Here is a 13649-nt window from a genome sequence, read left to right as displayed (position 1 = left end):
GAGGACTACGCCATGGGCAAGAAAGCCACTGTCGGACTCGTTTCTGACTCGATGAAGAAGGACGAAAACGGCGCCAGCTACTGGCCCGAGGATGACATGCACACGCTGATGCGTGCGGCTGCCATTCGCAAGAGTCCGAAGCGCATGGCCGACGCGAAGGCGGCGGCAAAGGCGCGGCTGGAGAAGCAGAAGGCCGAGACAGCGCAGATGCAGGCGCTGGCGCGGAAGTAACCCAAACCGAACCGGGAGTTCGACATGCACTTTGGAAATGAAGACGACGATGATCGGAATCTGGACCTGATCGAGGACGACGACGGCGGTGGCGATACCGACGACGACGACCTGGATCGGCCGGGTCCTGACGAAGACCGCGGCGACGTCGTGGACGGCGATGAAGGCGAAGATGGCGACGAGGGCGACGGCGGGAACGCCGAAGACCTGGATGCCGAGGCGCTGGCGGCACTGGCTACCGAGGGCGACGACACCCAGGGTGCCGGCGATGGGGGCGACCGATCATCCGGCGCCTACATTCCCCGAGCCCGCTTTAACGACGTCAACACCCGCCGGCAGGCCGCGGAAGAGGAGGCGGCCCGGCTCCGCGCCGAGCTGGAGGCTGAACGCGCGGGTGCCGCCGGCGGCCAAAGTGCCGACGTGAAAGCGGCCGAGGCTGCAGCGCCGCCGCCGGAGCCTGTGGACCTGAAAGGCCTGCGCAAGCAGCGCAATGATGCGCTGCTGGAAGGCGATGTCGACAAGGCGACGGAGATCGAGGAGCAGATCGATGCCGAGGTCGAGCGCCGCGCCGATGCGCGTGCCAATGCAGCCTGGCAGAAGCGTGAGGAAGAACAAGCCGCTGCCGCTGCCGAGCGGGCACGCAAGGCGGCTGAGGTGGAGCTGGCGACCGAAGCGGCTGCGGTGATCGCCGACTATCCGGAGCTGGACGCCGGTTCCGACGATGCCCCGAACCCGAAAGCGGACATGGACCTCATCAGCGAGGTGGTGGCGTTGCGTGACAGCTACATCCGGCGTGGCACCAAGCCGGGCGAGGCACTGCGCAAGGCTGCCGACCGGCTCTGCAAGAAGCCTGACCCGGCGGATGACGACGATGGCAAGGCCGGCGGCGACAGCCTGAGCCCGGAGCAGCGCCGCCAGCAGATCCTGCAGCGCAATGCCCAGCACCGCCAGCCGCCGTCGGTTGCCGGTGCCGGTGTGGGTGGGCGTGCGGCAGCCGCCAAGCTGAATGTCGAAGCGATGTCGGAGGACGAGTTCGAGTCGCTGCCGGAGGCTGAAAAGGCCCGTCTACGGGGTGATTCGGTCTGAGTTATGGAGACTGCGCCGCAACCCGGCGCAGGCTATCCCCATCGACGAGTTCGAGGCGGCGGCCGGGACGACTGGCCGTCGACTCCCCGGCCAGCCGGCCGCTGTCTCGAACGCTTGCCCAGCGTAGAAAGGGCTCGCTCGCTGAGTCAGCGCAGTCGCCGCACCCAGGGCGTGAAACAGGGTCCGGCCCACCCGGAAAGCGTGGGCGGCCTCATCGAGCCGTAATCGTTTGATCCCGCGAAGCGGCGGCGTGACAGCCCGTGAGAAACCTCATTGGAGATTGTCATGAAGACCAATTTTGCCGCGCTGACGCCGGCACAAAAGATTGTTTGGGCACGCGACACCTGGAGTGCTGCCCGCGACGGGATGTTCATCAAGCGGTTCATCGGGAGTTCCGACAACTCGATGATCCAGCGCATCACCGAGCTCACCAAGACCGAGAAGGGCGAGAAGGCCATCATCCAGCTCGTTGCCGACCTGGTTGAAGACGGTGTGATCGGGGACGACGAACGCGAAGGCATGGAAGAAGCCATGCAGTCGTACTGGCAGGAGATCGAAATCGATCTCATGACCCACTCGGTGCGCAACAAGGGCAAGCTGGCCGATCAGAAGACGGTCATCAACTTCCGCAAGCAGGGCAAGGACAAGCTCAGCTACTGGCTTGCCAACCGTACCGACCAGCTCGCGATTCTGACGCTGTCGGGCCTGAGCTACGCGTTGCGCAATGATGGCGCGCCGCGTGTCAACTCGCCGTTCTCGAATCTGGCGTTTGCGACCCAGCTCACCCCGCCCAGCCCGAACCGCGGTCTGATGTGGGAGAACGGGGCCCTCAAGCCCAGCGACACCTCGCAGATCGATGCCACCGACACGCTGAGCTACAAGGCGGTGGTGGACTCGATTGCCTGGGCGAAGGAGCACTACGTTCGTCCGCTGATGGCCAACGGCAAGGAGTACTACGTTCTGGTTCTGCGGCCGGGTAGCTATGCGCAGTTGAAGAAGGATCCGGACTTCCGCGATGCCATCGTCAATGCGATGCCGCGCAGCAAGGACAACCCCTTCTTCACCGGTGCGACGGTGACGCTGGATGGTGCGGTGATCCACGACAGCCGCCTGGTCTACACCAACCGCAAGGCCGCCAACGGCGACCGCTGGGGTGCGGGCGATGTCAACGGGACCCGTTCGCTGCTGTGCGGCGCGCAGGCACTGGGCATGGCCGACCTGGGTGCGCCGGACTGGGTGGAAAAGCTGTTCCAGTACGACAGCCAGAAGGGCATCAACGTCGACAAGATGATTGGTCTGCTGAAGCCGCAGTTCCACTCCATCTACGACGGCGGTGTCGAGGACTTCGGCGTGCTCACCATCGACCACGCCGACACCAGCGGCTGATCGGCCCACGGGCCGGCGGGGTGATCGTCCCGCCGGCCTTTCCTCCCCCTGTTGATGAAAGGAGATTCCCATGACGATCAAGAAGCGGTCAGGCCGCCAGGACGTACTGAGCGGTGAAATCGAGTTCGACGGCACCGACGTGGTGGGTACCACGTTCAACGGCGCTCTCGAGCTGCCCAACGGCGCCCGGGCGGTGGGCGGCGAGTTCATCGTGATCGAAGCGGGTGACGCTGCGCTGACGGTGGACATCGGCGACGCCGACACCGGTGACCGGTACGGCGATGGCGTGAATGCGGTGACGCTGGCGCGGACGGCGCTGACCCTGGATGGCTCGGTGATGGAAAGCACCGGTGATGTCGGGGTCACGTTCTCGGCCCAGCCCACGCAGGGCAAGTTCAAGCTCTCGGTGCAGTACGTGGTCGCCGGTCGTGTGGCCACCAACCAGGGTCTGGATTACCGCGGCGAAGGGATTCGCGGCGCGTGATGACGGGGCGGGGTGGCGCGAGCTGCCCCGCCTTTTCCATGTAACGAACGGGAGTTCGATATGAGCAAGTCTGAAACCCTGCGGTTCTGCGCCCCCGGCGATGAACCGATCCCCGTCCGGACCTTGTCCGGGCATTCCGTGATGGTGTCGCCGGATGGCACTGACGTGCATCCACGGTTCCGCGCAGCGGCTGTGACCGCCGGGTGTGAGCTGGTGTCGGGTGGTGCACGTCGGTCGAAGAAGACACCCGATGCCCCGCCGACGCCCAGCAAGCATGACCTCATCTGCGAGGCTATCGTGAAGCTGATCGAGCAGAAGGGTGGCGTCGACCAGTTCGGCGACGACGGCAAGCCTGACGTGCGTGAGCTGAAGGACGTGGCCGGGTTTGGTCTGTCCGCCAGCGAGCGCGATGCCGCCTGGGCCGATGTGAAGAAGTCTCTGGACGAAGCCTGAGGCCATGGACCTCAAGGCGCTGATCGCGGAGTTCCGGGTGCGGGCGGACGACAAGGCCGCCCCGTACCTCTGGGATGACCAGACGGTCACCGCCTATCTCAATGAGGCCGAGGCGGAAGCGGCTGACCGCGCCCGCCTGTTGCGTGACAGTACGAGCCCATTCACGACGATCAATGTCGTGGCGGGCTCTGCTGTTTACCCGCTGGACAAGTTGATTCTGGGACTTGACCGCGTGACGTTGGACGGCTGCCGGTTGACGCGCACCACCGTCGACGAGATGGACCGCGGTCAGGGTAGTTGGGAAGCCCGAACGGGGCGCCCCAAGTATTTCATCGAAGATGAAGACGGCAGGAGTGTCCGGCTGTGGCCGACGCCGACCGCCGCCGGCGTCTTGCAACTGACGGTTTACCGGCTGCCGAAATGCCCGCTTGAGCTGGATCAACAGCAGCAGAATGAACCCGAGATCCACCGCCGACATCATTCGCGGATGATCGATTGGGCGGTTTACCTGGCCTTCAGCCGCCGCAATGCAGATGAGGAAGACCGCCGCCGGGCGGCCGACGCCGACGCGCTGTTCACGGTGTCGTTTGGTGAGCGCCTGAATGCCAACGTGCAGCGCAAGCAGCGCGGGCGGCGGGTGCCTGTCGTCCGGGCGCGGTGGTGATCGCCCATGCGCGAAGCCCGTAACCGCCCCCAACGTCTCGGCCGCTGGCCAGCCGGTGCCAACAATGTGGCCGACCTGCGCAGCTTGGAGTCGTTCGAGCGTCGCGCGGTGCGAACCGCCGAGAACATTGATTTCGACGAGACCGGCCGCCCGCATCGCCGGGGTGGCTATACGTTGCTGTCGGCCGGTGCAGCCCATTCGCTCTGGGCACCGGATGACAGCCCCTGGGGCCTGTTCGTGCAGGCTGGCGAGCTGCGGCGTCTGGATGACACCGGCGAGGTGACGACGGTGGCGATGGTCCACCCCTCCCGGCCGATGCGGTTTGCCGAGTCTGCGGGCCAGGTGTTTGGCAGCAACGGTGCCGCCCAGTTCGTGCTCGACGCCGACGGTATCCGGCCTTGGGGTGTTGAGGCTCCGGCCGGGCAGCCGACGCTGACGGCCACGGCCGTGGGCGGCCTCCGGGCCGGCCGGTACCAGGTGGCGGTGACGTTCGTCGACGGCCGCGGCGAGGAAAGCGGGACCGGCAAGGCGTCGGTGGTGGAGGTGCCAGCCGACGGCGGCGGCGTCGCGGTGTCGGCTATTCCGCAGCCGGCCAGTGCGAGCGTGGACACGATCCGGGTGTATGCGTCTCCGACCGACGGCGAGATGCTCTATCAGGTGATGGACCTGCCGGCGGGCGCTACCGCCGCGAGCATCGGCGCTGCCGAGCTGGCACAGCAGGGCCGCCCGATCTGGACGCAGTTCTGCGAGCGCGTACCGCCCAGTCGTCTGCTGATGGCGTACCGCGGCCGCATCTGGTTTGTGCCGGACGACAGCGATGGCACGCGCCTGTACTGCTCGCTGCCGCTGCAGCCAGGCCTGTACCGGCCGGATCAGGGCTACCTACCGATGCCAGGGCCGGTGGCGGACCTGGTGCCGATGCTGGACGGGTTCTTTGTCGGAACCGATCGACAAACGCTATGGGTCGCCGGCGACGAACCGGCGACGATGACCCGACGAACCTTGGATGCCCACGGGATGGTGCCCGGCACGGCGACGCGGATCCGCGGTGCGGTGTTTGGCGCCGATGCTTCGCAGGTGATGTCGGCGGTCTGGTGGTCGACCAATGGTGAGTTGATTCGCGGTGACGCCTCGGGGGCGATGTCTCCGGTCACCCGCGGACGCTACGCGCTGCCAGGGTATTCGGGTGGCGCGGTGTTGCACCGGGAGGTGGATGGCATTTCCCAGATCGTGAGTGCGTTGGCAGGGCCGAAGGCAAGCGCCAGCGGCTTCGGGGCCCGGGATAGGGCAGTGGCAGAGGTGGTGCGCAACGGCATCACGATTTGACGACGGAGAAGGACGATGAACGGCAATTTCATGAAGCTGGTCGACCGCCATGGCGCGGAACTGCGGCGCGCACTGGCGGCTCACCGCTACGAGCGCATGGACAACGGTGACATTTTGGTGCCCGGCATGAAGCTGGTCGTGGGTGGGCGGTTCAGCCACAGCCTCAACGGCGGCGACTGGGTGACCGACGATAACCGGGTGGTGAACGAGGGCCTGAACTACCTGCTCAACGCCGCGCTCGGCAATGCCGCGCAGGTGGCGACCTGGTACGTGGCGCTGTTCTCAGGCAACGTGACGCCGCCGGCCACATGGACGGGCGCGAACTTTGTCGCCAATGCCACCGAGTTCACCAACTACACCGCCGGCACCCGTATCGAGTACCAGGATGCGCCTTCGGTGGCGCAATTGATGTCGAACACGGCCAACCCGGCGGAATTCACGGTGAACGGTGGCGGTGGCACGGTCTACGGTGCCGCGCTGCTGTCGAACCCGGCCAAGAGCGCGGTCACGGGATCGCTGTTCAGCGCCGCACGGTTTGCGACCGAGCGGGCGCTGGTCGACACCGACATCCTGCGGGTGCGCTACGAGGTCGGAGCCTCGTCGACCTGATCGCAGATCATGCGATTTCAGGGGTCGGCGCTGGTCAAGCGGTACAAGGGCGACCGGGAGGCTGCACAGCAGTACCTGCCGGTCGCCCGCACGCTTCTGGGCCGCATGCTGGCCTATCTGGGCCCGGGTATCAGCGGGGCGAGGCGCTGGGTACTGCCCAACGGCGTCGTCATTCGCACGCTGATGGCGGGAAACGTGCCCATGGTGGAGATCGATGTCACGCCGGTGGCGCCAGTCGTTGTGGCTGGCAGCCTGGTCTTTCCGTTGGTGCAGGGCATCTGTTTCCGTCCGTCGAGCCTGTCGCACCCTGACGGCATTGCGTTCCCAGCCCCGTCGCCGTTCGATCCGCTGGTGCAACACTCCGAGGTGGTGATCGACGAATTGCCAGGGCAGGAGCGCATCACATGGTTCCACAACAAGGCCAGCAACCTGGGCAACTTCATGGACCCGGGCATCGAATACTACAAATGGCCGAAACGGGTGGCGGGGGCGGAATCGAACCTGCCGGATGTGCATGACCGGCTGCTGCACGGCGGCAACTATTGGTTCAGCCGCGACCGTAAGGAGGTGCTGAGCTGGGAGTCGACCGGCAGCATCAAGTTTCTCAACTTCGACGGGTACCCGCAGTCGGATTACGAGTTCTCGGGGCCGGAGCGCGCGGTTCGCGGGCTGCCGCTGCTGTCGCCGCGTGACCTCGGCTTGGGCGTGGCGATCTTCTACCGCGGCCATGTGGTGCGGATGCCGCAGTCGCTGCTGGACGAAATCGTCATTCCAGCCGCGGACGGCGACGGCGTTGATCGGCCGTGGTCGATGGTGACCTCGGCGGCCTTCATCGAAGGCGAAGACGAAAAGCCCACGCGCAACATGGTGTTCACGCTGATGGCGCGTTCCGGCTTCGTGCTGGAGGGTCAGAATCTCAAGTACGTGGAAGGCTTGTTTGTCGGCCGAATGGGCTTTCGCAAAGATGGGGTGCCGGAGCTGAAGGGCGTGCGGCGCCTGGCCACCCAGGACTACGACAACCTCATCACCAATGATGTGGATTGGCAGACCGAGGTTCTTGATAGCGGCTATCTTGGCGGCATCGGTGGTAACTTTTCGCCAGGCGTCGCCGCAGTCAACACTTCCCAGGTCTTCTGGAATTTCCGTGGCGATCGCGCGGTCGGGACCCGGTGCGTTGAAGGGTATTTGCGCAGAGTGTCGGTCACCGTTTCGGTCGGCGAAAGCATCTCTGAAACCACCGGCGCGATTGTTATTGGAGCCGACGCCGGATCATATTCGGTAGAGCGCACCTATCAACGCCGTGTTGGTCCTGGATACGCTCAATCGCTCATCACCAGTTCCTCAACCGAAAGCATGTCGCTGCGTTTCGCCCTGATGAACGGCGACGAGGAAGTTGATCTCGAGATCCTGACGGAATACTCAATTTCGGGGAGCGATGAGAGAGAGGCTGCGCCGTTCCCGGTTCCCGACCGCAGCGTTCCAGGAAACCCAGATGTCGGGGAGCGGTTCGGATCAATCTTCTATCTGAATACCGAATCCGAAGAACAGTTCTCAGAGTCGCTGCGGTACGCGGGGTCGGTCGTTGCAAGCTATTCGCATGCTGAATCGAGTACACGGCAGCTTCCCAGAAGGGCGGTGGTCGGCGATGAGTCTGGATTCGGCTTTCCGCTGGCGTTCGTCTATCAGGGGCCGTTCGGTGTCGATGATGGCTTCACGGAGATCACCAGGTCGAAGATTCCTGAGCTGCCGCTGAAGCACATTTTCATGGTGACAGTTGTTGACCCCGCCAATGATGTGGTGATTGTTGAGGAAACGGCTGCTGACATCAGTAGAACCGTCGATTTCACCCCCATCGGAGCCGACACAACATTCGAATATTTCTTCGGTGCCGGCTATCCGAGGGAGCGGAGCCGTAGCGAGAATGGCACGGTGGCGAAGCAGCATCAGTCGACTGCGACTATCAGCGGACAACCGCATGTCCAAACAGTGGACCTCGGCACTGAGGTGCTTGATTCCGACCTGACTCAGACCGGCGCCCTCATCATTGATACTGACCAGTACCCGTCGGAGTTGGTTGGCGGAGGTCCTGCACCACCTGAGGATTTCTTGGAGTCGTTCCCTGAGTCGGCGTCAGGGAATATCCGCGCTGACTTCTTGATGAGCTGGCTGAGCGGGCGCCCTGTGTCGCTGACATCGGAATCAGGGGTTCCCGGAGACTTCCCTATCGGGCCGCCGTTCCCTAGAAGAATTGGCATGTCACCGGTGTTCAACCAGGCCAACCGCACCACCGGGCAGCAGTACGCCATCCGCGGTGAACACACCTTCCTGCACTACAAGTGCGGTCTCTATGGGTTCAACCCCACAAACCAGTTTGTAATCCCATTGATCGAGCAGATGCGGGATCAGGTGCTGGTTGTGGACACCCTGGGTCTGCTCGGAGACGTGATTCTGTTCCCGGGCGACAACAAAGGCGCTGTCGACGTGGGGATTCTCTGAAGGAGCTGGCCATGCAGATCTTCCGTAACAACTTCAGCACCACCCTGTCGTCGCCGGCGGCGGACGATGCGGTGCAGATCGTGATTCCGACCGTGGATGCTGACAAGCTGCCCGCGGACTTCAACAACCACTTCATCATGCTGACCCTGCAGGCGGGGTCGACGATGGAGATCATCCGCGTCACGGGCCGCACTGGCGACACGCTCGATGTGATCCGCGCGCAGGAAGGCACGGCCGCCGCGGCGTGGTCGGCTGGCGACAAGGTGGAGAACCGGATGACGGCCGGTGCCGTCGACATGCTGGCGCAGCAGGCCATCACCATGCGCCTGGGGGCGGACGATTCTTCGACTGTATCGGGCCTTGGCCCGGTGACGCGGCGGGCACCGTTCGGCATGACATTGAGCGGGAGCGGGGTGAGGGCGTCGCTGGTGACTGCTCAGTCGTCTGGGACCGAGATCACGATTGACCTGAAGGTGAACGGCTCGTCGATCCTCAGCGAGCCGATCCACATCGAGAACGGGGCCAAGACCAGCCTGACTGCGGCAACACAGCCGGTGCTGAGCGGCAACGTGATCCCCGACGATGCCGAGATCACCGCCGAAGTGCTGACCTCGGACGATGCCGGTGCTGCCGGTCTTCGGGTGACGCTGATCGGCGCCGTGAACCCGTATGCGGAGATCCCGCCGCCGCCGCCTCTGTTCGGTGACGCCTATCTGGCTTGGGAGTTCGAGGAAGAGTTCAGCAGCGACCCTGCGGCCGATGCCTCGGGCAATGGCCGGGTCGGGACCTATAACTCGGGCGGCGGGTCGATCAACCTGGAACAGGCAGGGCCCACATCTGGTGGCAACGCGGTGCAGTTCACTGGAGATGGCACCGGTGTGAATTGCGCCATCACCGGCATTTCGCTGGCCTCTGGCGAGGGAGACGGGGTGATGATGGAGCTGTTCGTGCGCCGCGACGGCTTCCCCTCGGAAGACCCGTGGCCGGTTGCGTTCATGGATGATGGCAACGGCGTGGCCGGCAACAACTACGTCTCGGTGCGTGTCAGCTCGGGAATGCAGGTTCTGGATGGCGTGGAGTTCGACCCGTTGGAAGCCTCGTCGAGCGAATCGTCGGCGAACCTGACCTATGAGCTCTGGCATATCTGGGTGCAGCGTGCGACCACCACACCTGAGTTCGACTTCGGCAGCCTGCAGGTGTTCCGGCAGGGCAACCTGGTGGCCGACCAACTCCTCAATGCCGACCACCCGCCGACGACGTTCACGCGGTTCATGGCAGGTGTGGGTGAGGTGTCGGGTTCGCTCTTCGGGCATCCGCTGATTGCTCACGCGGCGCTGTACGGCTTCAAACTCTCGGACGCGCAGATGGAGGCCCGATGCGCGGCCTTCGGTGTGGCCTATCTGGGATAAGCCGCCGCCATGCTCCCCAACGCCGAACCGCTCAACACCAGCGCATTCGGCGGCGGGGGAGCGGTTGAGGCCCCACCGCCCCCTGCTGCCGATCTGCTGTCCGGGGCCCTGAACGGGGCGCCGTTCAACAGTGTGCCGCTTGGCGGCGAGGCCCTGGGCGACGAAGGCGGGGAGGAGCTTGTCGAGACGGGCGCCATCAACACGGCGCCATTCAACAGTGGGCCACTGGGCGGGGTGCTGTTCGCCGAGGCGCCGCCACCTGAGGAGGGCGCCGAGTCCGGTGCGTTGAACACCGGCCCGATCAATGCCGGGCCCTTGGGTGGCGGCATTGCCATTGAGGACGAGGAGCCGCCGCCGGCCGGCATCATCTATCAGGAAACGGTGTCGAGCAGCTTGGACAGCACGACCGTGTCGGACTATCAGCACTTCCCGCTGGCGGTGGTGACGGTGAGCGAGGCGCTGTCGGCGCTGGATGGCGCAGCGACGGAGGCCGGTGTGTTGGTGTCGCTGCTATCTGCGCTGACCACGACCGCTGCGGCCAACTACGATTGGATCATCCGGGCTCGCGACAACGTGGCGGCGGCTGAAGTGCTCACGTCGCAGGCCGAGCAGTCGTTGCGGGCGATCAGTGCGGTCGCCATGCAGGACCGCATTCGCGCAGTGTGGCCGGTGGTGGCGTCTTCCGTGCTCGAACTGCCAGACGAGGCGACCCACCGGGCCGTTGCCATTGCCGCCCTGGTCGAGAGCCTGGTGACCAGTGAGGTATTCGAGGCGCGCCGGGAAGCGGCTGCGCTGGTGGCGGTGGCGCTATCGGCGACCGATGCCGCGGCGCCAAGCTGGGTGGCGGAGGTGCTTGAGGCCATCCAGGCCGGCGACATGCCGGCGGCCGGCCTGCTGCAGACGGTGGCGGCGACGGAAGCGCTGACGCTGACGGTGCTGGCACAGCAAGGCGCTGTGGTGTTTTTGGCGCTGGCCGATGCGGTGACCGCCGGCGATACGCTGACCTCGCAGGCGGTGCACGGGCTGCTGGTGCGGGAACTGGTGCGTTTCTCTGTCGACCTGGTGCTGTTCGGCGAGGCCTTCACGGCGGTGGCAGTGACCACACAGGGCGCGCGGCCGATCAGCACCTATCTGGGCTGGAACTTCAATGCAATGGCGCGCATCGGCGGCCGCTACTTCGGCACCGGTGAGGGCGGCCTGTACGAGCTGACGGGGGACAGCGATGACGGCGAGGAGATCGCCGCTCGGATCGTCACGGGAGAGATGGATTTCGGCTCACCGGCCATCAAGCGGATTCAGGAGGCCTACCTGGGCTACACGGCCGGCGGCGACCTGATTCTGAAGGTGATCGCCACCCATGAGGGCAAGGTGCGGGAGTTCTGGTACCGGGCACCGGTGATGGTGCCGGGCGAGGTGAGCGAGACCCGCATCCAGGTGGGCAAGGGACTGACCAGCCGCTACTGGCAGTTCGAGTTGATCAACACCGGCGGGGCGGACTTCGACATCGAGGTGTTCGACATGACCCTGCTGGATCTGAGCCGGAGAATCTGACATGGCCGAACCCACAACCGTATTTGGTCTGGTGCAGCAGGGGCAGGACCAGTTCAAGCAGTTCGCCGAACAGGCCTTCACGCAGGCGAACACGCTGTTGGGCGACCTGACCCAGTTTGATGTGCCGAACATCGACAACGATCTATCGATTGAGCCGCCCAGCATCGAAATCTCGTTTGAGATGCCGGAAGCGCCCACGTTCGAACCCGAGTCCCCGGACTTTCCTGCGCTGCCAGGCGATCTCCAATTACCACAAGTGCCGGCGCCGCAGTTGCCGTCAGCGCCCGGCGCGTTTACGGAGAGCGCCCCGGCGGTGCAATCGCCGCAGCGGCCAGCGCCGCTGTCGGTGTCGGCACCGACCAATGCGCCGGAGGTGAGCGCGCCGGAATACCCGGAGGCACCCGATGTGGCGCTACCGGACGCGCCGGACATCGATGTGCCGTTGCCGAGCCTGCGCGAAGTGCAGTTGCCGGAGTTCCCGGAGATCGTGTTCCCCGAGTTCACGGCGGTGAGCCCGGATTTCAACCTGCAGGAGCCGGTGGTCAACATCGACTTTGAGGAGGGCACCTACAGCTCGCCGCAGTTGACGGCGCTGCAGGCGACGCTGCAGGACATGCTGAACGGCATGGCCCTGCCCGCCGGCGTTGAGGATGCGCTGTTCGAGCGCGGTCGCGCGCGGCTGGACCGCGATGCCCGCAAACAGGAAATGTTGGCGACTGAGCAGTGGAGCGGCCGTGGCTTCGATGCGCCCGGCGGCGACCTGGCCGCACGTCTGGCGGAGGTGCGGCAGGGCAATCAGGATGCGGTGAGCCAGCTCAACCGTGACGTGTATATCCAGTCGCAGGTAACAGCGATCGAGAACCTGCGGTTCGCCGTCGGTCAGATGGTGACGCTGGAATCGCGGTTGATCGGCCTGTTCAGTGAGGCTGCGGGCCGGGCGCTGGAGGTGCAGCGCATCACCGGGCAGTTGGCCATCGACCTGTTCAATGCGCGGGTGACGGTGCTGAATGCGCGAATCGCTCACTACCGGGCGGAGGCCGACGTGTTCCGTACTCGGGTGGATGCGGAGCGAGCCAAGCTGGAGGCGCTGCGTGCCGAGATTGAGGCTGCACTGGCCGTCAACCAGCTCAACGAATTGGACGTTCGCATCTACGCCGAGCGGGTGCGCGCGGAACAGGGCCGTATCGCGATCTATGAGGCGCGGGTTCGGGCGCTTGCCAACATCGTCGACGTCTATGAGGCGCAGGTGCGGGCGGCGTTGGGCAAGGTGGAAGTGGACCGGGTACGGATGGAGGGTTTCCGTACCCGGGTGGAGGCCTACGCGCAGCAGGTGGCCGGAAAGCGGGCCGAGTTCGAAGCCTATGGCGAGGACGTGCGCGCGCAGTCGGCGGCCACGGACGCCTACCGGGCGCGGGTGGGGGCGCATGCCGAGTTGACGCGGGCCTATGCCACCCAAGTCGAGGCCAGCATTGCGCCGATTCGCGCGCAGGTGGAGATCAACCGCGGGCAGGTCGACGCATACACGGCCAAGCTCGGCGCGTTCCGTGAAAAGGTCAACGCGGAGGCCAGCCGGCACCAGGCCAATGTCGCGGTGTTCGATGGCAAGGCGCGGATCTTCAGCAGCCAGGTGTCGGCGGCCAGCGCTGAGGCACAGGCGCGCGGTCAAGAGGTATCGCTGTTGCTGGAAGACGCGCGGTCGCGGCTGCAGCTTCTGGTGGAGAACAACCGCAACGAGGGCCAGAACGCAATCCAGGGCGCGGGGCTGATCCTGGAGAAGCTGCGGTCGGCCGCCACGGTGGCCTCGCAGTTGGCGGCGGGTGCGATGAGTGCGGTGAATCTGTCGGCCGGGATCAGTGGCAGCAGCTCGGATTCCATCAGCCGCAATCAAAGCCTGAGCGTTGGCTATGCCGTGGATGGTGGCGAGGCGGCCCCGCCGAACATCTCTACTTTCTGA

Annotated in this window: 12 protein-coding genes; all 12 read left to right on the top strand. The window is 65.1% G+C overall.

Annotated features, from left to right (window positions below):
* Positions 1-12: 12 nt before the first annotated feature.
* The 12 genes from JN531_RS03765 (at position 13) to JN531_RS03710 (ending at position 13649) form a co-directional block, all read left to right on the top strand.
* Positions 13-231 (top strand): hypothetical protein, encoded by a 219-nt coding sequence (locus JN531_RS03765; RefSeq protein WP_228347517.1) that lies wholly within the window; start codon positions 13-15, stop codon positions 229-231.
* A 24-nt stretch (positions 232-255) separates the two neighbouring features.
* The gene (locus tag JN531_RS03760) at positions 256-1317 is read left to right on the top strand and encodes a hypothetical protein (protein WP_228347516.1); all 1062 of its coding nucleotides are present in this window, start codon (positions 256-258) and stop codon (positions 1315-1317) included.
* 285 nt (positions 1318-1602) lie between these two features.
* The gene (locus JN531_RS03755; protein ID WP_228347515.1) at positions 1603-2703 is read left to right on the top strand and encodes a phage capsid family protein; all 1101 of its coding nucleotides are present in this window, start codon (positions 1603-1605) and stop codon (positions 2701-2703) included.
* A gap of 70 nt (positions 2704-2773) precedes the next feature.
* Positions 2774-3187, top strand: a complete 414-nt coding sequence (locus tag JN531_RS03750; protein WP_228347514.1) for a hypothetical protein — start codon at positions 2774-2776, stop codon at positions 3185-3187.
* A 60-nt stretch (positions 3188-3247) separates the two neighbouring features.
* A complete protein-coding gene (locus JN531_RS03745; protein ID WP_228347513.1) occupies positions 3248-3640 on the top strand; it encodes a hypothetical protein in 393 nt (130 codons plus the stop codon).
* Positions 3641-3644: 4 nt separating this feature from the next.
* Complete coding sequence (locus JN531_RS03740; protein ID WP_228347512.1) at positions 3645-4304, top strand: phage adaptor protein; 660 nt, start codon at positions 3645-3647, stop codon at positions 4302-4304.
* A gap of 6 nt (positions 4305-4310) precedes the next feature.
* On the top strand, positions 4311-5630 hold the full coding sequence (locus tag JN531_RS03735; RefSeq protein ID WP_228347511.1) for a hypothetical protein: 1320 nt from the start codon (positions 4311-4313) through the stop codon (positions 5628-5630).
* Between the two features lie 15 nt (positions 5631-5645).
* Entirely contained in the window at positions 5646-6239 is a 594-nt protein-coding gene (locus JN531_RS03730) for a hypothetical protein (RefSeq protein WP_228347510.1), read from the top strand.
* A gap of 9 nt (positions 6240-6248) precedes the next feature.
* Complete coding sequence (locus JN531_RS03725; RefSeq protein ID WP_228347509.1) at positions 6249-8735, top strand: hypothetical protein; 2487 nt, start codon at positions 6249-6251, stop codon at positions 8733-8735.
* An 11-nt stretch (positions 8736-8746) separates the two neighbouring features.
* Complete coding sequence (locus tag JN531_RS03720) at positions 8747-10144, top strand: hypothetical protein (RefSeq protein ID WP_228347508.1); 1398 nt, start codon at positions 8747-8749, stop codon at positions 10142-10144.
* A 9-nt stretch (positions 10145-10153) separates the two neighbouring features.
* Positions 10154-11695 carry a hypothetical protein gene (locus JN531_RS03715; RefSeq protein WP_228347507.1) on the top strand — a complete coding sequence of 514 codons (1542 nt, stop codon included), beginning with the start codon at positions 10154-10156 and terminating at the stop codon, positions 11693-11695.
* A 1-nt stretch (position 11696) separates the two neighbouring features.
* On the top strand, positions 11697-13649 hold the full coding sequence (locus JN531_RS03710) for a hypothetical protein (protein WP_228347506.1): 1953 nt from the start codon (positions 11697-11699) through the stop codon (positions 13647-13649).

Source organism: Flagellatimonas centrodinii (genome assembly GCF_016918765.2).
In the GTDB taxonomy this organism is placed as follows: domain Bacteria; phylum Pseudomonadota; class Gammaproteobacteria; order Nevskiales; family Nevskiaceae; genus Polycyclovorans; species Polycyclovorans centrodinii.
The sequence above is the reverse complement of the archived record's forward strand: the minus strand, read 5'-3'. Positions and strand labels throughout refer to the sequence as shown.

What these genes read in the sequence shown, in the direction of transcription:
- JN531_RS03710 (WP_228347506.1), top strand. Translation starts at nt 11,697, where the DNA reads ATGGCCGAACCCACAACCGTATTTGGTCTGGTGCAGCAGGGGCAGGAC.
- JN531_RS03735 (WP_228347511.1), top strand. Translation starts at nt 4,311, where the DNA reads ATGCGCGAAGCCCGTAACCGCCCCCAACGTCTCGGCCGCTGGCCAGCC.
- JN531_RS03745 (WP_228347513.1), top strand. Translation starts at nt 3,248, where the DNA reads ATGAGCAAGTCTGAAACCCTGCGGTTCTGCGCCCCCGGCGATGAACCG.
- JN531_RS03740 (WP_228347512.1), top strand. Translation starts at nt 3,645, where the DNA reads ATGGACCTCAAGGCGCTGATCGCGGAGTTCCGGGTGCGGGCGGACGAC.
- JN531_RS03720 (WP_228347508.1), top strand. Translation starts at nt 8,747, where the DNA reads ATGCAGATCTTCCGTAACAACTTCAGCACCACCCTGTCGTCGCCGGCG.
- JN531_RS03730 (WP_228347510.1), top strand. Translation starts at nt 5,646, where the DNA reads ATGAACGGCAATTTCATGAAGCTGGTCGACCGCCATGGCGCGGAACTG.
- JN531_RS03765 (WP_228347517.1), top strand. Translation starts at nt 13, where the DNA reads ATGGGCAAGAAAGCCACTGTCGGACTCGTTTCTGACTCGATGAAGAAG.
- JN531_RS03750 (WP_228347514.1), top strand. Translation starts at nt 2,774, where the DNA reads ATGACGATCAAGAAGCGGTCAGGCCGCCAGGACGTACTGAGCGGTGAA.
- JN531_RS03755 (WP_228347515.1), top strand. Translation starts at nt 1,603, where the DNA reads ATGAAGACCAATTTTGCCGCGCTGACGCCGGCACAAAAGATTGTTTGG.
- JN531_RS03760 (WP_228347516.1), top strand. Translation starts at nt 256, where the DNA reads ATGCACTTTGGAAATGAAGACGACGATGATCGGAATCTGGACCTGATC.
- JN531_RS03725 (WP_228347509.1), top strand. Translation starts at nt 6,249, where the DNA reads ATGCGATTTCAGGGGTCGGCGCTGGTCAAGCGGTACAAGGGCGACCGG.
- JN531_RS03715 (WP_228347507.1), top strand. Translation starts at nt 10,154, where the DNA reads ATGCTCCCCAACGCCGAACCGCTCAACACCAGCGCATTCGGCGGCGGG.